This window comes from Billgrantia desiderata (genome assembly GCF_900108215.1).
Taxonomy (GTDB): Bacteria; Pseudomonadota; Gammaproteobacteria; order Pseudomonadales; family Halomonadaceae; genus Halomonas; species Halomonas desiderata.
Map to the genome: position 1 here is coordinate 75,099 of NZ_FNVC01000002.1, position 19,708 is coordinate 94,806.

Genomic DNA, 19,708 nt, shown 5'->3' on the forward strand with positions numbered 1-19,708 from the left:
GATAGCTCAGTCGGTAGAGCAAGTGACTGTTAATCACTGGGTCGCAGGTTCGAGTCCTGCTCCGGGAGCCAATCTCTGCCGTTCTCGTTTCCTTCGTTGTCGGCTCGCGTCGAGTCGCAGTCAGCGTTGATTGGGTGACTGCTCGGCGGGCATTACTGCCGTATACTCGTCATATGAAAAAACGATAGGAATCCTGCCATGCGCAGCGCACTCTCATGTGGCTTGTTGATGTGCCTGGTTGCCGTTACGGGGCATGCCCTCGATGCGCCGGAAGGGCGGGTCATACTGACGGTCACCGGCAGCATTGGCGTGACAAACGGGGAAGGCGCGGCGCTGTTCGATCGTGCCATGCTGGAAGCCATGCCCCAGCATACGATCAGGACTCATACTCCCTGGCACGACGGTCAGGTCACCTTTGTCGGCCCGCTGGGTCGCGACCTGCTCGATGCCGTGGGGGCCCAGGGCGAGATGCTGCGGGTGATGGCGCTGAACGATTACAGCGCCAGCATTCCAGTGGACGATTTCAATCAATACGATGTGATACTGGCGATGACCCTGGATGGCGTCCCTCTGCGGGTGCGCGACCAGGGCCCGCTGTTCGTCATTTACCCCTTCGACGATCATCCCGAATTGCTCAACGAGAAGATCATGTCGCGCTCGGTGTGGCAGGTCGCGCACATCGATGTTCTCCCGGAGTAGTGGCATGTCGCGTACGGCGCGTCCGAGCCTGCATTACCGGATCGCGGCCTGTGCCGCTATCGTGTTGTTCGGCTCGGCGCTGCTGACGGCCAAGATCATCCATGACCGAATGCAACAGATCGAGCATCGCATGCTCGAGGATCTCACCTGGTCGGCTTACCAGTTCGATCGGGAGGTCAGGGAGATGCGGATGACGCTGTCGCCCTGGCGCGGAGATATCGATGGACTGTTGCTGCGCTACGAAATCCTGTACAGCCGTGCCGACCTCTTCGGGCGTGGTGAGCTGAAGCAGAGTCTGGCCACGCAGTCTCTGGGCGAGACCCTGGAGCGTGCCATCGCCATGACGTTCGAGCTCGATTCCATGCTGTCGCCGCTGGAGAGTGGCAATGGCGTACTCGACGCTGCTGCCCTGGCGACACTCATGGAACGGTTGGCTGCGCTACAGGAAAAGACCTCTCGCTTGATTCTCGACATCAATGCTCACGTTGCTCTGTTGCGTACCCAGGAGCGCGGTGACCTGTGGAACCTGTACACCCTCTTGCTCGTGCTGATCGTGCTGCTGATGGGGGCCGGCTCGGTGCTGGTGGCCTTCTTGATCAGCGAGGGCAGGACCAACCGGGAGCGGCGCTATCTGCTCGAGATCCAGGCGCGTGAACTCGATGCCGCGGTGCAGAAGGCGGAAAGGGCGAGCCAGGCCAAATCGGAATTCATGGCGGTGATGAGTCATGAGATCCGTACGCCGCTCAACGGGGTCGTGGGGGTCGCGGAACTGCTCGCCTATGAGCCGTTGAGCGAGCAGGGCGCACGGCTGCTGGGTACCTTGGATGACAGCCTGGTGAGCCTTCAGGCGGTGATCAACGATGTGATCGACTACACCAAGTTCGACGCTGGCGCTCTGGATCTCGATCCGCAGCCCTTCCGGCCCAGTGAACTCATCGACCAGCTGGAGCGCCACTACGGCGTGCTGAGTGCGAGCCGAGGTGTCGCTTTCAGGGCCGAGCTGGAGGGTTCGTTACCTGGCTGGGTGCTGGGCGACCTGACTCGTATTCGTCAGGTGCTGATGAATCTGCTCAACAATGCCTTCAAGTTCACTGCGGCCGGCGAGGTTCGCCTGGCGGTCCAGTGCGGTGAATACGATACGCTTTGTTTCCGCGTCGAGGATACGGGGTGCGGCATTCCCGAGCAGAGTCGGGCGCATATCTTCAAGCCTTTCACCCAGGCGGACAGCACCATCGCGCGCCGCTACGGTGGCTCGGGGCTGGGCCTTGCCATCTGCGAGCGGCTGGTCAAGGCCATGCAGGGGCGCATCGATTTCACCACGGAAACGGGCGTGGGCAGCTGCTTCCAGGTTCAGTTACCGCTGCGCGTACCGAGCCGGGAGGCCATCGAGCGTTACGCGAGAACTCGTCAGGAGCCGGCCTTGAGCCTGCCCAGGGGAAGCATTCTGATCGTCGAGGACCAGCCCGCCAACCGTGAGCTGGCCAGAGCCCTGCTCGAGCGTTTGGGTCAGCGCGTCAGCGTGGCGGCCGACGGTCAGGAGGGATTGGCACTGATGGCGAGCTACCGCTTCGACCTGGTGCTGATGGACATGCAGATGCCCACACTCGACGGTCTGGAAACCACCCGGCGTTGGCGCCGTCAGGAGCCGGACAGCCTCGCGCCGCTGCCCATCGTGGCGCTGACGGCCAATGCGACACCTTCGGCCAGACAGCGCTGTCTCGAGGCCGGTATGAACGACGTGCTGTGCAAGCCCTACACGCGCCATGATCTGCAGCGAGTCATTCGACAGTGGATGCTGCCGCAGGGCGCTCATGCACCCGCCGAAGCGGAGTCTGCCGTGGCGGCCTCGGCGGCACTGCCGACCGCTCCCCAGGGAGACGTCAGCGAAGCGGAGGTGGAGATCGACCCCGCCACGCTGACCTCGCTTCGCGAATCGCTGGACGAAAGGGCGCTGAGCCATCTCGTGCGACAGTTCGTCGTACGGCTGGACGAGGACCGCGCGGCGCTGCTGAGGGATCTTGATCGGCACGATCGCTCTGGCCTCAGGGAGACCTCGCATTCGCTGAAGGGAGCGGCAGCGTCCATGGGCTGCGAAGCGCTGTCGCAAGCCGCTGCCAAGCTCGAGCAAACGGCCGAGGCGGCAGGGCAGGAGGCACTCGAGGCCACGGTGGAGCGTATTACGCGTCTTGGACGCCTGAGCGTAGCGGCCTTTGCCAGGCTGGGGTATGCGGCTGAGCATACGGCGACCGGTGACGTGCCTCGTGGCGATCTGGCATCACCGGCCGAGGGGTGAGTCGAGCCTGGCCGGTCTGCGTCAGCGTGGCTGACAGAGACGACGGCCGATCGAGGCGACGAAAGTGCCGAGCCGATCCGCGGTCATGGGTTTGGCCAACCAGAATCCCTGGATCTCGTCGACATCGAGCGCCTCGAGATAGTCGCGCTGGCGCTGGGTTTCCACGCCTTCGGCAATGGTCTTGAAGCCCAGCCCCTGACTCAGGGTCGTGAGCGAGCGGACGATGGTACGGCTGGAACGCTCCTCGGTCACGCTGTTGGTGAAGCTGCGGTCGATCTTCAGCGTATCTATCGGGAAGCGTAACAGGTAGTTGAAGGTAGAGTGACCGGTGCCGAAGTCGTCGATGGCGATCGAGAACCCCAGGTCCTTGAGCTCGAGCAGCATTTTCAGCGTCTGCTCGGGATGACCCATGGCGGCACTTTCGGTGATCTCCAGTTCGAGCTGCTTGGGTAGTAGCCGATAGGCATTGACGTGTTCCATGATGCGCTGCGGGAAGTCCGGCTGATTGAACTGCACGGCGGAGAGGTTGATGCTCATGCGCAGATGCAGACCGGCCCGCTGCCACTCGGCAAGCTGCCGGCAGGCCTCGCCGATGACCCAGTCGCCGACATCGACGATTTGGCCGGACTCCTCCAGCAGCGGAATGAATTCCGCCGGCGACACCACCCCACGGCTGGCATGACGCCAGCGTAGCAGGGCTTCCACGGCACTGATATGGCCATCGGCCAGGTGTTGCTGTGGCTGGTAGACGAGAAAGAATTCGTCTCTTTGCAGCGCTTGCTGCAGATGGGCCTCGAAGCTCAGCGTGCCACCATTGGTGTGGCCAAGGATTTCATGCCTCAACAGCAGCCGCTGCTGGCCTGTCTGAGAGCGGGCGAGGCGTTGCGCCTGCAGCGCGGCGCCCAGCAGCGTTTCGGCATCCTGTGCATCATCGGGGTACACGCTGACACCGGCGCTGAAGTCGATGTACACCTCTTGCCCGGCGATGTATTGAGCCCGGGCCAGGGGCATCATCCATTGCTGACAGAATTGGCGAGGGTCTGTCGCATCCGGTAACGCGACGGCCACGCCGAAGCTGCCGGCGTCCAGGCGCCCGAGCAGGGCATGGCTGGGCGCAAACCTCTCCAGACGTCGTGAGAACAGCACCAGGGCCTGATCGCCTGCGCGAATGCCCAGGGCTTCGTTGATGCGATGCAGGCGGCTGATATCCAGTACCGCTACCAGCCAGCGGTTCTCGGGTGCCTGCGCCAGGCGCTCGGCGAGCAGGCCGAGAAAGCAGTGGCGTTTGGGCAGCCCGGTCAGCTCGTCGTGGGCCGCCAGGTAAAGCGCCTTGTCCTCGAAGGCGCGTAAAGCGGTGACGTCCTGAAACGCCCCCACCAGGTACTGTTCGTTGTTTTGATCGGCGCTTTGCAGGCGCAGGGTACGTTCGAGATTGCCCTGACCAACGGTAAGCTCGAGGTCCAGCCCTTCGCGGTTCTGGCTGGCGACGCTGAGGGCAGTCTCCAGCCGCTGTCTGTGCTCGGGAGCGATCAGCGTCGTCAATTCCGCCACGCAGCCGGGCAGAGTGGGCCAGCCCAGCATGTCGGCGGCGCCTTCCGACCATTCCAGCTTGCCGCTGTGGACGTCGAGGTGCCAGAAGCCCAAACGGGCGAGCTTGCAGGCGCTGGCCTGTTCCAGCTGTGCCTCGCGCAGGGCCCGCTCGCGGGCGGCGCCGCTCAGCGCATAGCGCACCCGTTCGGTCAGCAGTGGCAGGTTGATCGGCTTGGGCATGAAGTCGGTCGCGCCGGCATCGAAGGCGTCGTTGATCGAGCCTACGTCGTCATGACCGGTCAGCATCAGCAAGGGAACGTAACGACCGTTGACCCCGGCCTGGCCACTGCGAATGGCGCGCAGGGTGCCGAAGCCGTCCAGTCTCGGCATGCTCACGTCCACCAGCACCAGGTCGGGCGCATGCTGATCGAAGACCTCGAGCCCCTCCTGACCATCGGCGGCGAGCAGCACCCGGTATCCCTTGCGTTGCAAGCCGGAGGCAATCAGCAGGCGAATGGTGGGGTCGTCATCGACGACCAGCACGGTGGCCAGGGGGGGAATGTCGCCGTTGCTCTCCACTGTCGTATCGGTAGTCGGCTGAAGGTGCGTAAGGAGGGCAGTGGCTGGATGAAGCCTGCCTGTATCGGTCATGTGCCTTCCCCCGCGCAGGGAGCGCATCGGGCATGCGCTGAACGTGTTACGCGCCTCTGGTGAGCCGCATGGTGCACGTCCATCCTCAGGCATCGGCGAGGTGGCGACAAGCTGTCCGTTTAACGCAGCCGTCAACCTAGGTCGGATTTGGGCAGTAAAGAAACGAGTAACGCCCGGCGCGTGTCGTTGCGCCGGGCGTCAGGTGGGGTAGGGCAAGTCTGTCCGTGCTATTGCGAAGATCTCTCGCGAAGATCTCTCGCGGCTAGAAGCGGCCGGCCAGGCGCCGCTGGGTCAGCTCGGCATAGTCGGCCAGGATGGCTGCGGCTTCGGTCACCTGGACCCGCTCCACCGGCTCCTCTTCGTTCTCCTCGCCACGAGCATCGATCAGCTCGTTCAGCGGATCCAGCCCCAGGGCTTCGCGGCGACGGTTCTCCAGCGCCAGCTGCTCGGCGTCGCGCGCTTCCACTTCGCGCTGGCGCTGTTCGCGGTCGAGGCTGACGGTGGTCTGCTCTTCGCGCATGCGCCGGGCGAGCTCGGTGCGCTCCTTGAGGAAGATGAAGTTGGGATGCGAATCGGCCCGCTCGCGATGCCGGGAGCGCAGGGTTTCCAGATACTCCCAGGGCTCGCCGTAGTGGCGATACTGCACGGCCTGCACCGTATCCCACTCCAGGGCGTTGTCGAGGCTGCTCTCGCCGATGCGTTCGGGGTCGACCATATCGGGGAAGAGGATGTCGGGCTCGACGCCGCGATGCTGGGTGCTCTCGCCCGAGATACGGTAGAACTTGGCGCGGGTCAGCTTGATCTGGCCATGGCTCAGGTCGTTCAGGGTCTGCACGGTGCCCTTGCCGAAGGTGGCGCTGCCCAGCACCAGGCCGCGGCCGTAGTCCTGAATGGCGCCGGCCAGGATCTCCGAGGCCGAAGCCGAGAGACGGTTGACCAGCACCGCCAGCGGGCCGTCGTAGAGCGTGCCGGTCTCGGTGTCGCCGTAGAGGTTGATGCGGCCGCGGGCGTCGCGTACCTGCACCGTGGGGCCGCGGTCGATGAACAGGCCGAGCAGGGAGTTGGCTTCCTGCAGCGCGCCGCCGCCGTTGTTGCGCAGGTCGAGTACCAGACCGTCGATGCCTTCGGACTTGAGGCGCTCGACTTCACGGGCCACGTCACGGGTGGTACTGCGGAACTCCTCGGCGCCGGACTGCCAGGCGTCGAAGTCGACGTAGAAGGTGGGAATGGTGATCACGCCGATACGCTTGTTGCCGTCTTCGCGCTCGACCTCGACGATTTCCCCCTTGGCGGCCTGGTCTTCGAGATCGACCGTGTCGCGGGTGATCTCGACGGTGCTGGAGCGGGTCATGTCCACCGCTTCCGCCGGCACCACCTCGAGACGCACCACGGTGCCCTTGGGGCCGCGAATGAGATCGACCACCTCGTCGAGACGCATGCCCACCACGTTGACGATCTCCTCGTCCTCCTGGCCCACACCGACGATGCGGTCGGCGGGCTCGAGCACGCCGGCGCGATCCGCCGGGCCGCCGGGCACCAGGCTGGTGACCTTCACGTACTCGCCGTCGGATTGCAGCATGGCGCCGATGCCCTCCAGCGACAGCCGCATCTGGATGTCGAAGGACTCGCCCTGGCGCGGAGAGAGGTATTCGGTATGCGGGTCGATGCTGCTGGTCACCGCGGCCATGAACAGGCCGAACACGTCTTCGCCGTTGGTCTGACGCAGACGTGACAGCTGGCCTTCGTAGCGCTGACGCAGGTTGTTTTCCACCTGCTCTTCGTCCTGACCGCTGATGTCGAGGGTCAGGGCAGCGTTCTTGAGGCGCTTGTACCACAGCTCGTCGAGCTCGGCTTCGCTGGTGGCCCAGTCGGCCTCGCGGCGCTCGAGGTCGAGCCGCATGTCGCTCTCGTAGGTGAAGTTCAGCCCCTCGTCGATGGCGCTCAGCAGCCACTCGAAGCGGCTCTCGGCGCGATCGTGATAACGCTGGTAGAGCTCATAGGCCGGGGCCAGATCGCCTTCGAAGAGCATGTCGTCGATACGCTCCTCAAAGTGACGGAACTCGTCGATGTCGCTCTCCAGCAGGAAGGCGCGCTGACCATCGAGAATATCGAGATAGCGCTCGAACGCCAGGCGTGACCAGGTGTCGTCCAGGGCGGTTTCGGCGTAGTGGCCGTAGCGCAGCGACTCGGCGACTTCCAGAGCCGCCTGCCGATGCACGTCGTTGGGCTGGATCTGGGCTAGCGCCGACTGAGCGCACGACAACAACGTCACCAGCGAGAGAATCGCTGTGTGCCTAAGAACGACTGACAGGCTCATCAATGAAGCACCCCTGGTTTCGTGTACACTTCCTTCCCTAGACAAGCGTATGGCTCATGAGTTGCGAGGCCAGACGTCGCATTGTAGCAGTTCTTGCGTCAACCACGACCCCTGATGAGGACCCACATGTCTCGGGAAGCTCGTCTCGAGCGTCTGCTCGAATTTCTCCATCGCTCGCCGACCCCCTGGCACGCCGTCTCGGCCATGGCCGAGCGGCTCGATGCCGCTGGCTTTCGCCGGCTGGACGAGAGTCAGGCCTGGGAGGTCTCGCCCGGCGAGCGTCTCTACGTGACGCGCAACGGCTCGTCGATCGTGGCGCTGCAGCTGCCGCATGACGGGCTTGAGGCGCTGCGTATGATCGGCGCCCACACCGACAGCCCCGGCCTGCGCCTGAAGCCCAACGCCGCTCAGCTCTCGGCAGGCTGGCTGCAGCTCGGCGTCGAACTCTACGGTGGTGCCTTGCTGGCACCCTGGTTCGATCGCGACCTGGGCCTGGCCGGCCGCGTTCACGTGCGGCATCCCGACGGCCGCATCGAAGGCGTGCTGCTGCAGGTGGATCAGCCCGTTGCCATCATTCCCAGTCTGGCCATCCATCTCGACCGCGAGGTCAACAACGGTCGGCCGATCAACGCCCAGACCCAGATGCCGCCGGTGTTTCTGCAGGGTGGCGACAAGCCCGACCTGCGGCGGCTGCTGCTCGAATGGCTGGAGGAGCAGAGCGGCGTCGTCGGTGCCGAGATCCTCGATTTCGAGCTGGCGCTGTATGACGTGCAGCCCCCGGCGCTGGTCGGTGTCGGGCGAGAGCTCATCGCCAGTGCGCGACTCGACAACCTGCTGTCCTGCTTCATCGGGCTCGAAGCGCTGCTGGAGAGCGACGGCAGCCAGGGCGTGGTGCTGGTGGCCAACGACCACGAAGAGGTCGGCAGCGCCAGTGCCTGCGGCGCTCAGGGGCCGTTTCTCGGCGACGTGCTGCGGCGAGTCAATGCCCAGTTGGGCGAGCCGGGTGACGAAGGCTTCATTCGTCTGATCCAGGCTTCGCGGATGATCTCCTGCGACAACGCTCACGCCCTGCATCCCAATTTCACCGACAAGCACGATGCCGCCCATGGCCCCGCACTCAACGGTGGCCCGGTGATCAAGGTCAACGCCAATCAGCGCTACGCCACCAACAGCGCCACGGCAGCGCTGTTTCGCGATCTCTGTCGCGAGGCCGACGTGCCGGTGCAGACCTTCGTCACCCGTGCCGACATGGGCTGTGGTAGCACCATCGGGCCGATCACGGCCACCGAACTCGGCGTGCCGACGTTGGATGTGGGCGTGCCGCAGTGGGCCATGCACTCGATCCGCGAGACGGCGGGCAGCCGCGACGTGGAGTACCTCACCCGGGCGCTGATCGCTTTCGCCAACCGGCCGCGACTGGCCTGACGTGCACTCGGCTGGATTGGCTATGCACTTGGCTACAAGCTACTAATATTAAGAAGTGCCACCACGAAAAACCCGGCGCCAGGGCGCCGGGTTTTTTTTCGATTTCTGGTGGCTACGCCCTGACTCGAACAGGGGACCCCATCATTATGAGTGATGTGCTCTAACCAACTGAGCTACGTAGCCATTCAACGGGGGCGAAGTTTACGGATTCGCCCCCATCAGGTCAAGCCTGAAGGCTACACATTGAAGCGGAAGTGGATCACGTCGCCGTCCTTGACCACGTACTCCTTGCCTTCCAGACGCCACTTGCCGGCATCCTTGGCGCCCTGTTCGCCGCCCAGGGTGACGAAGTCGTCGTAGCCGATCACTTCGGCGCGGATGAAGCCCTTCTGGAAATCGGTGTGAATCACGCCGGCAGCCTCGGGGGCGGTGGCGCCGATCTTGACCGTCCAGGCGCGCACTTCCTTGACCCCGGCGGTGAAGTAGGTCTGCAGTCCGAGCAGCTTGTAGCCGGCACGGATCACGCGATCCAGCCCGGGTTCCTCCATGCCCATCTCGCTGAGGAACATGGCGCGCTCTTCATCGTCCAGCTCGGCGATTTCGGATTCGAGCTGATTGCACACCGGTACCACCACGGCGCCTTCCTCGGCGGCGATTTCGCTGACGACGTCGAGATAGGGATTGTTCTCGAAGCCGTCTTCATTGACGTTGGCGATGTACATGGTCGGCTTCAGCGTCAGGAAGCCGAAGCTCTTGAGCTGGCGCTTGTCGTCATCATTGAGGCCGAAGCTTCTCAGCGGCTGGCCTTCGGCCAGGTGGGGCTGGATGCGTTCCAGTATCGCCTTGGTGGCGATGGCGTCCTTGTCGCCGCCCTTGGCCACGCGTACCAGGCGCTGGATGGCCCGCTCGACGGTGTCGAGGTCGGCCAGGGCCAGCTCCATGTTGATGATTTCGATGTCCGCCCGCGGGTCGACCTGGTTGGCGACGTGAATGACGTTGTCATTGTCGAAGCAGCGCACCACGTGGGCGATGGCCTGAGTCTCGCGAATGTTGGCCAGGAACTTGTTGCCGAGACCTTCGCCCTTGGAAGCGCCTGCCACCAGGCCGGCGATGTCGACGAATTCCATGGTGGTGGGAATCACCTTCTGCGGACCCACGATCTCGGCCAGCTTGTCGAGGCGCGGATCGGGCATCGGCACGATGCCGACGTTGGGCTCGATGGTGCAGAAGGGGAAGTTCTCGGCATCGATGCCGGACTTGGTCAGGGCGTTGAAGAGGGTCGACTTGCCCACGTTGGGCAGACCGACGATACCGCAGTTGAAACCCATGATGATGTCCTGAGTAAGATGGCGAGTGGCGCTCGCGAACGGGCGCTATTCTAGCTCAGCCTTGGCGCCGGTTCAGCCCGAGAAACTGTGCAGTCGGCTCATGGCGCGGGCCCAGTCGCCCGACACGGCCAGCGGCAGCGTGGCCAGGCACTCGTTGAGCGCTGCGCCGATGGCCTCGAGCTCCGCCTTGCCGGGGCGCCCTAGCACGTAGTTGGTGACCTGGCGGGAATCGCCGGGGTGGCCGATGCCGATGCGTAGACGGTTGAAGCCTTTCTCGCCCAGCGCGCTGATGATGTCGCGCAGGCCGTTGTGCCCGCCGTGGCCGCCGCCCTGCTTGTAGCGGGCAGCGCCGGGGGGGATGTCCAGCTCGTCGTGGGCCACCAGCAACTCGTCGGGGGCGATCTTGTAGAACTGACACAGGGCCGCGACGGCTGCGCCGCTGCGGTTCATGAAGGTGGTGGGCTCGAGCAGATGCAGCTCCTGTCCATCCAGCAGCACCTTGGCATAGAGGCCGAGGAACTTCTTCTCCTGGCGCAGTTCGGTGCCGGCCTGGCGCGCCAGAATCTCCACCAGCCAGGCGCCGGCGTTGTGGCGGGTGGCGGCGTAATTGTCACCGGGATTGCCCAGTCCGATGATCGCCTTGATCTGCGGCATGCGGGGTCTCCAAACAAAAACAAGCGCCGCAGCGCTTGGTCGAGACGGAAAGGGGCCGCCCGAGGCGGCCCCGACGGCATGGCTTATTCGGCGCTTTCTTCGCCTTCTTCGCCTTCCTCGCCCTCGGCCGTCTCGCCGCGGGTCTTGGGCTTGGTGATGCTCAGCACGGCGTTGTCATGATCGGCACCGTGGGTCAGCTCGACCAGGGTCACGCCGGCCGGCAGCTCAAGGTCGGAGAGGTGCAGGGTGGTGCCCAGCTCGACGTTGGTGATGTCGACTTCCAGGAAGTCCGGCAGGTCCTTGGGCAGACAGCTGATCTGGACTTCGTTGGAGAGGATGTGCAGTTCGCCGCCCTGGTCCTTGATGCCCTTGGACTTCTCTTCGCCCACCACGTGCAGCGGCACGTTGATGGTGATGGCGTGAGTGGCGTCCACGCGCATGAAGTCGGCGTGGGTGACCAGCGGCTTGTACGGGTGGCGCTGCAGATCGCGCACTACCACCTGCTCCTTCTTGCCGTCGATGACCAGGTTGAGCACGGAGGAGAAGAACGACTCGTCCTCGATGGCCTTGTAGAACGGGGCCTTCTCGAGGGAGATCGGCTGCGGCGCCTTGTCACCGCCGTAGACGATGGCGGGCACTTCGAGGTTCGCACGACGCAGGCGGCGGCTCGCACCTTTCCCCAGGTCGTTACGAACGCTGGCATTGAGTGTGAAATCGGACATGTTGTTGCCTCTTGCTGAATGTAAGGGAGACGTGCGACCCGCGACCTGATCGCGACGTTCCCGAAAGCCCCCGTGGGGGCGCTACTCCGGCGCCTGTTGTGCTGAGAGCTGCTGAGAGTCTCAGTGGAACATGGCGCTGACGGATTCTTCGTTGCTGACGCGGCGGATCGCCTCGGCGATCAGGCCGGCCACGCTGAGCTGACGAATCTTGCCGCTGCGACGGGCGACGTCGGACAGCGGGATGGTGTCGGTGACGACCACTTCGTCGAGTACCGAACCGGTGATGTTCTCCACCGCCGGCCCGGAGAGGATCGGGTGGGTGGCGTAGGCCACCACGCGGCGTGCGCCGTGTTCCTTCAGCGCGTCGCCGGCCTTGCACAGGGTGCCGGCGGTATCGATCATGTCGTCCACCACCACGCAGGTGCGATTCTCGATCTCGCCGATGATGTGCATCACCTGGGCCTGATTGGCCTGGGGGCGACGCTTGTCGATGATGGCGAGATCGGCATTGAGCTGCTTGGCGATGGCGCGGGCCCGGACCACGCCGCCCACGTCGGGCGATACCACCACCAGGTCATCGTAGTTCTGGCGCTCGATGTCGTCGAGCAGGATCGGCGAGCCGTAGACGTTGTCCACCGGCACGTCGAAGAAGCCCTGGATCTGGTCGGCGTGCAGGTCCATGGTCATGACCCGGTCGACCCCGGCCTTGACCATCATGTCGGCTACCACCTTGGCCGAGATCGGCACCCGGGCGGAGCGTACCCGGCGATCCTGGCGGGCATAGCCGAAGTAGGGCACCACGGCGGTGATCCGGGTGGCCGAGGCACGACGCAGGGCGTCAACCATCAGGATCAGCTCCATCAGGTTGTCGTTGGTCGGTGCGCAGGTGGACTGCAGAATGAATACGTCCTTGCCGCGAACGTTCTCGTTGATCTCGACCGCGATCTCGCCATCGCTGAACTGCCCGACCGTGGCATTCCCCATACGAGTATCGAGACTCTCGGCGATCTTCTGGGCGAGTTCGGGGTTGGCATTCCCGGCAAAAACCATCAATTTTGACACGCGCATCCACCTATGCAGTGTTGGGGAGCTCAGTTGGCGATACAGGATACCGCAAGCGCGGCGATTCGGCGCTCGCTGACAGCACGTTCATCGGCCAAGAGCAGCATGTAGCGGGGAGAGGTTCAGGCCGCGAGCCATGAAAGCAGTATAGTGGCTCGGCAGATCTGCCATGATGTGCCGTGCTTCGGCCTGCGAGTCGAGCCGGGCGAAGATGCAGGCACCGGTTCCCGTCAGCATGGCGGGTGCACGGCAGCCTAGCCAGTCGAGTGCCTCGGCGACCTGCGGATAGAGTGATCTGACCGTGGGCTCGCAGTCGTTGCTCCAGCTGGGCGCTCCCCCCTGCAGTGCGCGCGCCATGGTAATCGGGGCAGTGTCACGTGTCAATTGCGGTGCCCCGAACACCGCGGCGGTGGCGACTTCGATGCCGGGGTGTACGACCACGAACCAGGGGGTGTCGAGTTCCACCGGGATGAGCCTCTCTCCTACGCCCTCGGCCCAGGCGGCACGACCGCGGACGAACACCGGCACGTCGGCGCCGAGGCGCAGGCCGAGTTCGGCAAGCGGCTCGAGCGGGTGGTCGAGACGCCACAGGCGGTCGAGGCCGAGCAGCGCGGTGGCGGCATCGCTGCTGCCGCCGCCCAGGCCGCCACCCATCGGCAGGCGCTTGGTCAGATGGATGTCGGCGCCCAGCCGGCAGCCGCTCTCGGCTTGCAGCAGCCGGGCCGCCCGCACGATCAGGTTGTCGCTGTCGGGCACGCCCGGCAGGGCCGGCGTCAGACGGATCTCGCCATCGTCGCGCAGGCGCAGATGCAGGGTGTCGCCGTGATCGAGAAACTGGAACAGGGTCTGCAGCTCGTGATAGCCGTCGGCCCGTCGACCGACGACGTGCAGCATGCGGTTGAGCTTGGCCGGTGCCGGCAGGGTGAGCTCGGCTGCGGTCGCGCTGTCGGTCATCGTCTCGATCGTCGACTTACGCCTCGGCTCAGTCATCGAGCACGGGGCGCCACTCGGTGACCACCAGGGTCACGCGCAGGTCGTCGTACTCCATGATCAGGCGGCGCGGCAGCCACAGTGATTCCACCTCGACCCAGTCGCGATAGTCGATCTGCCAGCCGTCCTGCTCCAGGCGCTGGGGAAAGCCCGTGTCGTCGTGCTCGAGCCGGTACTGGCTGTGATCGGCGGGCAGGCCGCGGATCCAGTCGGCCAGCGAACTCACCGGCAGCGACCAGCCGAGCTGCTGCTGCATCAGCGCTTCCGGGGTCTCGGCCACGAAGCGGCCGTTGGCGTTGGTCAGGGAGAAGCGGCCCTCGCGGCCTTCGAGCAGGTTGCGGCCGCTGCCGAAGGGGCCGCTGATCAGCATGCGGTAGTAGTGCGGATGCTGACTCCAGTCGAGATTGGCGCTGGTCGACTCCTGGGGCGTGCGCAGGCCGGCCTTGCCGACCAGGATCCAGGTATCCAGCTCGGCGAGGCGCTCCTGCTGGGCTTCCCAGCGGTCGGCGCGCATGTCGGGCGCGGTCCCCGGGGCGGCGCAGCCGGCCAGCAGGGCAAGTGTCAGGCCCGCCGCCAGGCATCGTATCGTGGTCATCCGGTGTGTCATGACGTCGTCTCGTGGAGCAGTGGGTTGGATCAGGGTGCCAGCTCGGGTATGCGTTCGAGAAGCTCGTCGATGAGCGGGTGTTCGTCGAAGCGCTGCAGCGCCTGCTCGACCACTCTGCGAGCATCATCGTGCCTTTCCAGTACCCATAGTACCTCGGCCAGGTGGGCGGCAATCTCCTGGTCGGGCATGCCGGCATAGGCGCGCTCCAGCCACGGCAGGGCGCGTTCGGGGTCGCCCAGGCGGTAATACACCCAGCCCAGGCTGTCCATGATGGCGGGGTTGCCGGGCTCCAGCGCATGGGCTCGCTCGATCAGCTCGCGGGCTTCCTCCAGGCGGTCTTCGACGTTGAGGTCCGCCAGCGTGTAGCCGAGAGCGTTCAGGGCGGTGGCGTTGTCCGGGTTGGCTTCGATGATGCGCCCGAGATCGCGCTCCATGGCTTCGATGTCGCCCCGCTCCCAGGCGCGCATGCCGCGAAGATAAAGCAGGGTCTCGTCGTTGGGGGTGCGTGAGAGCTCGCGATTGAGCAGCGCATCGGCTTCCGCTTCCAGGCCGGCTTCGCCGAGCAGCTCCACTTCCAGTGCCACCAGCTCGCTGAAGCGGGCCTCGTGGCGCAGGCGCTCGATACGCAGGAAGGCACGGGCGTCGAGCAGCCGATCGTCGTCGATCAGCATGCGCGCCGCGCGCAGGCGGGCACGCAGGAAGTCGCCGCCGGGCGCCACCTGGCGATAGTAGAGCAGGGCGTTGTCCACCTCGTCCTCCTCCTCGGCAATGATGCCCATCAGGTAGAAGGCGGCGGGTGGGGGCTCGTCGCTGCTCACCAGGGGCAGCAGCAGGCGCCGTGCGGCATCGAGGTGACCGTCCTCCAGATAGAGGCCGGCGAGCGAGATGCGCAGCTCCTGATTGCCGATGTGCTCGTCGAGCAAGGTCGAAGTGTGACGCTCGGCGGCCTCGACATTGCCCAGCATCAGCTCGGCTTGTGCCATCAGCAGCAGAAAGCGCGGGTCGCCGGGAGACACCTCCAGGCCGCGGCTTGCGGCCTCGCGGGCCTGGCGCGGGTTGTTCGCCTCGAGGGCCAGCTGCGCCCGGGTCAGCCACAGGGCTGGCAGTTCGGCGTGGTCGCGGGCGAGCTGGTTCAGACGCCGCTCGGCCTGCAGCGACTGTCCGGTGGCCGCCTCCAGGATGGCCGTGGCCAGCACGGCATCGTGATAGTGGGGGTGAGCGGCGGCTGTGGGGCGTTCGAGATGCGCGCGCAGCCGTTCGCGCAGGGGCAGCGGGTCGGTGCCGGCTTCCAGCGCCAGTTCGGCGAGCAGCGCCAGCTCGGCATGCTGGCCCTGCTCTGCCAGTGCCAGGCGCCATTCCAGGGCAGTCGTCCAGTCACCGCGCTGCAGGGCCAACCCCGAGAGCAGGCGCAAGGGCGCTTCGGCGTTCGGGGCGAGCTCGTGCCAGGTGCTGACCGCCTGGTCGAGCAGCAGGATGTCGTTGCTGAAACGCGCCGCCAGCGTGCCGCGTTCCGCCAGCGGGGCGGCCTGATAGCGCTCGGCCATGGCCAGGTAACCCAGGGTGGCGCGGCGGTAGTCGCCGCGCTGTCCGGCAAACTCCGCCGTCAGCAGCGTGGCCAGCCCTTCGGCGTCCAGGCCGCGCTCGATGGGCGGGGCCGAGGCCAGGGGGTCGTCTGTAGCGGTGGCGAATGGCGAGGTGGCCAGGCCTTGGCAGCCGCTCAGCAGTGCAGCCAGGCCAAGCACTGCCAATCCATGGCGCGAAGAGCGCTTCAACGTCGAGGGCATGCGTGTCTCATCTGGTGTCCCGAGGTGTCAGCATAACGGCTAGCCGCGCGGTGGCAAAGGGATCGCTGCGATCGGGGCGGCCAGGTCATGAATGCCGTTTGCCTTGTCGTGTGTCAATTGCGCGCTTGGTGCGGCTGGCGCCGAGTGCGAAAGGCTGTGATAGAATGCAGCGCCGCAGATACGTTTTTTTCACTTACGCTGCCGCCGGCCGACATCATCGAAGACGCTTAACGCATGACGCTTCTTGCCCTTGGAATCAACCACAGGACGGCCACTGTCGCGGTGCGCGAGCGGGTCGCCTTCACGCCCGCGCAGCTGGAGTCGGCGCTGACCCAGCTGCGCCATATTCCCCAGGTGCACGAAGCAGCGGTGCTGTCGACCTGCAACCGCACGGAGCTCTACTGCGTCACCGAGCCGAGCGGCGAGCGTGCCATTCTCGACTGGCTGAGCCATTTTCATGGGCTCAAGCTCGAGGAGCTCACCCCCTGCGCCTACCACTATCTGGACAACGATGCCGCGCGCCATCTCATGCGTGTGGCCGTCGGGCTCGATTCGATGGTGCTGGGCGAGCCCCAGATTCTCGGCCAGCTCAAGGAGGCGTATCAGTCGGCACGCCAGGCGAGCGGCCTCGGCGGTGAACTCGAGCTGCTGTTTCAGCACACTTTCTCGGTGGCCAAGCAGGTCCGCACGCGCACCGGGATCGGCCAGAATCCGGTGTCGGTGGCCTATGCCGCGGTCAGCCTGGCCAGCCGGATCTTCGAGGATTTCGCTCGGGCACGGGCGCTGTTGATCGGTGCCGGCGAAACCATCGAATTGGTGGCCCGACATCTGCGCGAGGCCGGCGTGCGCGACATGATCGTGGCCAACCGCACGCGCGAGCGTGCCGAGCTGCTGGCCGGCGAGTTCGACGCCGAGGCGATTTCGCTCAACGAGATACCCGATGCCCTGGCGCGCTCCGACATCGTCATCTCTTCCACTGCCGCACCGCTGCCGATCCTGGGCAAGGGCATGGCCGAGCGGGCGCTGAAGAAGCGTCGCCATCGGCCGATCTTCATGGTCGACATCGCCGTTCCTCGCGACATCGAGCCCGAGGTGGGCGACCTGGATGACATCTTCCTGTACACGGTCGATGATCTCAACGAGGTGATCCAGGAGAACCGTCGTCACCGCCAGGCGGCCGCCGATCAGGCCGAAGCGCTGATCGAGCATGGCGTGCATGTCTGGCTGCATGAACGGCGCATTCGCAGCGGCGGCGAGCTGATCCGCCGCTACCGCGACCGGGCGTCCGAGCTGCGTGAACTCTCGGAGCGTCAGGCATTGGCCCGGCTGGCCCGCGGCGAGGATCCCGAAGAGGTGATTCGCCTGCTCGCACATCAGCTCACCAACCGACTGTTGCACCACCCCACGGTGGCGCTGCGCGAGGCGTCCGGGAGCGAGCGACGCGATCTGCTCAGCGCTGCCGAGGCGCTGCTGCTGGACTCCCCATCCACGAAAATCTGACAGGACACGCCATGAAAGCGACCCTGCGCCAGCGTCTCGATGGCTTCGTCGAGCGCTTCGAGGAGCTCGCCGCCCTGCTGGCGGAGCCCGAGGTGATCGGCAATCAGCCCCGGTTCCGTGACTATTCCCGCGAGTATGCCGAGCTCGAGCCCCTGGTCGAGGCCTGGCGCGACTATCGCGCCACCGAGAGCGACCTCGAAGACGCTGCACAGCTGGCCGAAGACAGCGACGCCGAGATGCGCGAGCTGGCCCAACTGGAGCTGGAAGAGGGCCGGGAGCGGCTGGAAGGGCTGGAAGTGAGGCTCAAGCAGTTGCTGGTGCCGCGCGACCCCGACGATGGCCGCAATGTCTTTCTCGAGGTTCGCGCCGGTACCGGCGGCGACGAGGCGGCCCTGTTCGCCGGCGATCTGTTCCGCATGTACTCCCGCTATGCCGAGAAGCAGGGCTGGAAGGTCGAGGTGATCAGCGCCAGTCACGGTGAGCAGGGCGGCTACAAGGAGATCATCTCGCGGGTGAAGGGCGAAGGGGTCTATGCCAGGCTCAAGTTCGAGTCGGGCGCACACCGCGTACAGCGCGTGCCGGCGACGGAGTCCCAAGGTCGTATCCACACCTCCGCCTGTACCGTAGCGGTGATGCCGGAAGCCGACGAGGTCGGCGACGTCGACATCAATCCCGCCGATCTGCGGGTGGACACCTTCCGTTCCAGCGGCGCCGGCGGCCAGCACGTCAATACCACCGATTCGGCCATCCGCATCACCCACCTGCCCACCGGCGTGGTGGTGGAGTGCCAGGAGGAGCGCAGCCAGCACAAGAACCGCGCCAAGGCGATGTCGCTGCTGGCCGCACGCCTCAAGCAGAGCGCCGTGGAGAGCCGGCAGCGTGAGCAGGCCGATACCCGTCGCAGCCTGGTGGGCTCCGGCGATCGCAGCGAGCGGATCCGCACCTACAACTTCCCCCAGGGGCGGCTCACCGACCATCGCATCAACCTCACGCTCTACAAGCTGGGTGAAGTCATGGCCGGAGAGCTCGACGAGGTGCTCGACCCCCTGGTGCACGAGCACCAGGCCGAGCAGCTCGCGGCGCTGCAGCAGGAGGTCTGAGGTGCGGCCCGTGGTGCCCGACGGCAGCGTCCGTCTCGATGCGCTGCTGGTCTGGGCGAGCGAGCGTCTGGCGCGTTCGGGCTCGCCCAGCCCCCGGCTCGATGCCGAAGTGCTGCTGTGCCATGTGCTCGGCGTCGAGCGCACCTGGCTCTACACCTGGGGCGACAGGAAGGCCCCCACCTTCCAGCGCGCGCGCTACGAGGCTCTGGTTGCCGCTCGGGCGTCGGGGCGCCCGGTGGCCTACCTCACCGGTACGCGCGAGTTCTGGGGGCTGTCTCTGAAGACCTCGCCGCATACCCTGATTCCGCGCCCCGATACCGAAACCCTGGTGGAAGTGCTGCTCGAACTGGCGGTACAACCATCGGGGCGGCTGCTCGATCTGGGCACCGGTACCGGCGCCATTGCGCTGGCCTTCGCCAGCGAGCGCCCCGGCTGGCAGGCACTTGGCGTCGATCGGGTGCCCGAGGCCGTGGCGTTGGCCACCTCGAATGCCCACCGTCTGGCCATCGGCAACGCCCGGTTTCAGGTCAGCGACTGGTTTGCCACCCTGGCCGGGGAGCGCTACACCCTGGTGGCCGCCAATCCGCCCTATATCGACCCCGCCGATCCTCACCTGGGTCAGGGCGATGTGCGCTTCGAACCCAGAAGCGCGCTGGTGGCGGCCGACTCGGGGCTGGCGGATCTGCGTCATATCGTCGAGCAGGCCGTCGGTCATCTCGAGCCGGGCGGCTGGGTCGCGCTGGAGCATGGCCACGACCAGGCGGCCGCCGTGCGCGACCTGCTGCGCGGCTGCGGATATGTCGAAGTGGCCAGTCGCCAGGACCTGGGAGGGCGGGAGCGCATCACCTTCGGTCGGTTCATGCCAAAACGTTGAGGAGGCGGTACTGGAGGGGGAGCGGGGGCTGTGGTACACCTGTTCAGGAAATAATTCCAAATGTCGACATGTTTGTGACACCGAACACCAGCACTGCTCCTGATTGCCGCGCATTTTCAGGTCGATTTGCTGTCATGGCGACGCTTCACTCACTCTGAATCGGCATCCCTCG

At 65.5% G+C, this 19,708-nt stretch carries 15 protein-coding genes and 1 tRNA gene; 6 read left to right on the forward strand and 10 right to left on the reverse strand.

The annotated features are described in order from the left end of the window. The first annotated feature begins 198 nt into the window (after positions 1-198). A complete protein-coding gene (locus C4S71_RS02700) occupies positions 199-699 on the forward strand; it encodes a putative pterin-binding protein (protein WP_086509895.1) in 501 nt (166 codons plus the stop codon). A gap of 4 nt (positions 700-703) precedes the next feature. Continuing rightward, a complete protein-coding gene (locus tag C4S71_RS02705) occupies positions 704-2,992 on the forward strand; it encodes an ATP-binding protein (RefSeq protein ID WP_160113346.1) in 2,289 nt (762 codons plus the stop codon). Between the two features lie 21 nt (positions 2,993-3,013). Here C4S71_RS02705 and C4S71_RS02710 read toward each other — a convergent pair whose 3' ends face one another. Then, a complete protein-coding gene (locus C4S71_RS02710) occupies positions 3,014-5,101 on the reverse strand; it encodes a putative bifunctional diguanylate cyclase/phosphodiesterase (RefSeq protein ID WP_235014161.1) in 2,088 nt (695 codons plus the stop codon). Between the two features lie 334 nt (positions 5,102-5,435). Then, positions 5,436-7,490 carry a carboxy terminal-processing peptidase gene (locus C4S71_RS02715; protein WP_103968134.1) on the reverse strand — a complete coding sequence of 685 codons (2,055 nt, stop codon included), beginning with the start codon at positions 7,488-7,490 and terminating at the stop codon, positions 5,436-5,438. 126 nt (positions 7,491-7,616) lie between these two features. On the opposite strand from C4S71_RS02715, the gene C4S71_RS02720 reads away from it, so the two are divergent. Then, positions 7,617-8,915 (forward strand): M18 family aminopeptidase, encoded by a 1,299-nt coding sequence (locus C4S71_RS02720; RefSeq protein WP_103968135.1) that lies wholly within the window; start codon positions 7,617-7,619, stop codon positions 8,913-8,915. A 106-nt stretch (positions 8,916-9,021) separates the two neighbouring features. Here C4S71_RS02720 and C4S71_RS02725 read toward each other — a convergent pair. From C4S71_RS02725 to C4S71_RS02760, 8 genes are all read right to left on the reverse strand, one after another. Next, a tRNA-Met gene (locus tag C4S71_RS02725) sits at positions 9,022-9,098 on the reverse strand. Between the two features lie 53 nt (positions 9,099-9,151). Further along, complete coding sequence (ychF, locus tag C4S71_RS02730) at positions 9,152-10,243, reverse strand: redox-regulated ATPase YchF (RefSeq protein ID WP_103968136.1); 1,092 nt, start codon at positions 10,241-10,243, stop codon at positions 9,152-9,154. Positions 10,244-10,315: 72 nt separating this feature from the next. After that, positions 10,316-10,897: an aminoacyl-tRNA hydrolase gene (gene pth / locus C4S71_RS02735; RefSeq protein ID WP_103968137.1), complete on the reverse strand. Its 582-nt coding sequence runs from the start codon at positions 10,895-10,897 to the stop codon at positions 10,316-10,318. Between the two features lie 83 nt (positions 10,898-10,980). After that, a complete protein-coding gene (locus tag C4S71_RS02740) occupies positions 10,981-11,619 on the reverse strand; it encodes a 50S ribosomal protein L25/general stress protein Ctc (RefSeq protein ID WP_086509888.1) in 639 nt (212 codons plus the stop codon). A gap of 120 nt (positions 11,620-11,739) precedes the next feature. Beyond that, positions 11,740-12,681 (reverse strand): ribose-phosphate pyrophosphokinase, encoded by a 942-nt coding sequence (locus C4S71_RS02745; protein ID WP_176342835.1) that lies wholly within the window; start codon positions 12,679-12,681, stop codon positions 11,740-11,742. 87 nt (positions 12,682-12,768) lie between these two features. Beyond that, positions 12,769-13,635: a 4-(cytidine 5'-diphospho)-2-C-methyl-D-erythritol kinase gene (gene ispE / locus C4S71_RS02750; RefSeq protein WP_103968138.1), complete on the reverse strand. Its 867-nt coding sequence runs from the start codon at positions 13,633-13,635 to the stop codon at positions 12,769-12,771. A gap of 28 nt (positions 13,636-13,663) precedes the next feature. Then, a complete protein-coding gene (gene lolB, locus C4S71_RS02755) occupies positions 13,664-14,266 on the reverse strand; it encodes a lipoprotein insertase outer membrane protein LolB (protein WP_234238277.1) in 603 nt (200 codons plus the stop codon). Positions 14,267-14,307: 41 nt separating this feature from the next. Then, a complete protein-coding gene (locus C4S71_RS02760) occupies positions 14,308-16,062 on the reverse strand; it encodes a tetratricopeptide repeat protein (RefSeq protein ID WP_235014163.1) in 1,755 nt (584 codons plus the stop codon). A 234-nt stretch (positions 16,063-16,296) separates the two neighbouring features. Between C4S71_RS02760 and hemA the strand changes: the two genes are divergently transcribed. Genes hemA through prmC form a run of 3 tightly spaced genes read left to right on the forward strand, consistent with a single transcriptional unit; the run spans position 16,297 to position 19,536 of the window. Next, positions 16,297-17,562, forward strand: a complete 1,266-nt coding sequence (hemA, locus tag C4S71_RS02765; protein ID WP_103968140.1) for a glutamyl-tRNA reductase — start codon at positions 16,297-16,299, stop codon at positions 17,560-17,562. A gap of 11 nt (positions 17,563-17,573) precedes the next feature. Continuing rightward, positions 17,574-18,662 carry a peptide chain release factor 1 gene (prfA, locus tag C4S71_RS02770; protein ID WP_103968141.1) on the forward strand — a complete coding sequence of 363 codons (1,089 nt, stop codon included), beginning with the start codon at positions 17,574-17,576 and terminating at the stop codon, positions 18,660-18,662. A gap of 1 nt (position 18,663) precedes the next feature. Beyond that, positions 18,664-19,536 carry a peptide chain release factor N(5)-glutamine methyltransferase gene (gene prmC / locus C4S71_RS02775; protein ID WP_304481821.1) on the forward strand — a complete coding sequence of 291 codons (873 nt, stop codon included), beginning with the start codon at positions 18,664-18,666 and terminating at the stop codon, positions 19,534-19,536. The last annotated feature ends 172 nt before the right edge of the window (positions 19,537-19,708 follow it).

Bases quoted from the DNA above. Each gene is read 5' to 3' on its own strand.
- C4S71_RS02700 (WP_086509895.1), top strand. From the start codon at position 199: ATGCGCAGCGCACTCTCATGTGGCTTGTTGATGTGCCTGGTTGCCGTT.
- C4S71_RS02705 (WP_160113346.1), top strand. From the start codon at position 704: ATGTCGCGTACGGCGCGTCCGAGCCTGCATTACCGGATCGCGGCCTGT.
- C4S71_RS02715 (WP_103968134.1), bottom strand. From the start codon at position 7,490: ATGAGCCTGTCAGTCGTTCTTAGGCACACAGCGATTCTCTCGCTGGTG.
- C4S71_RS02720 (WP_103968135.1), top strand. From the start codon at position 7,617: ATGTCTCGGGAAGCTCGTCTCGAGCGTCTGCTCGAATTTCTCCATCGC.
- ychF (WP_103968136.1), bottom strand. From the start codon at position 10,243: ATGGGTTTCAACTGCGGTATCGTCGGTCTGCCCAACGTGGGCAAGTCG.
- pth (WP_103968137.1), bottom strand. From the start codon at position 10,897: ATGCCGCAGATCAAGGCGATCATCGGACTGGGCAATCCCGGTGACAAT.
- C4S71_RS02740 (WP_086509888.1), bottom strand. From the start codon at position 11,619: ATGTCCGATTTCACACTCAATGCCAGCGTTCGTAACGACCTGGGGAAA.
- ispE (WP_103968138.1), bottom strand. From the start codon at position 13,635: ATGACCGACAGCGCGACCGCAGCCGAGCTCACCCTGCCGGCACCGGCC.
- lolB (WP_234238277.1), bottom strand. From the start codon at position 14,266: ATGACCACGATACGATGCCTGGCGGCGGGCCTGACACTTGCCCTGCTG.
- C4S71_RS02760 (WP_235014163.1), bottom strand. From the start codon at position 16,062: ATGCCCTCGACGTTGAAGCGCTCTTCGCGCCATGGATTGGCAGTGCTT.
- hemA (WP_103968140.1), top strand. From the start codon at position 16,297: ATGACGCTTCTTGCCCTTGGAATCAACCACAGGACGGCCACTGTCGCG.
- prfA (WP_103968141.1), top strand. From the start codon at position 17,574: ATGAAAGCGACCCTGCGCCAGCGTCTCGATGGCTTCGTCGAGCGCTTC.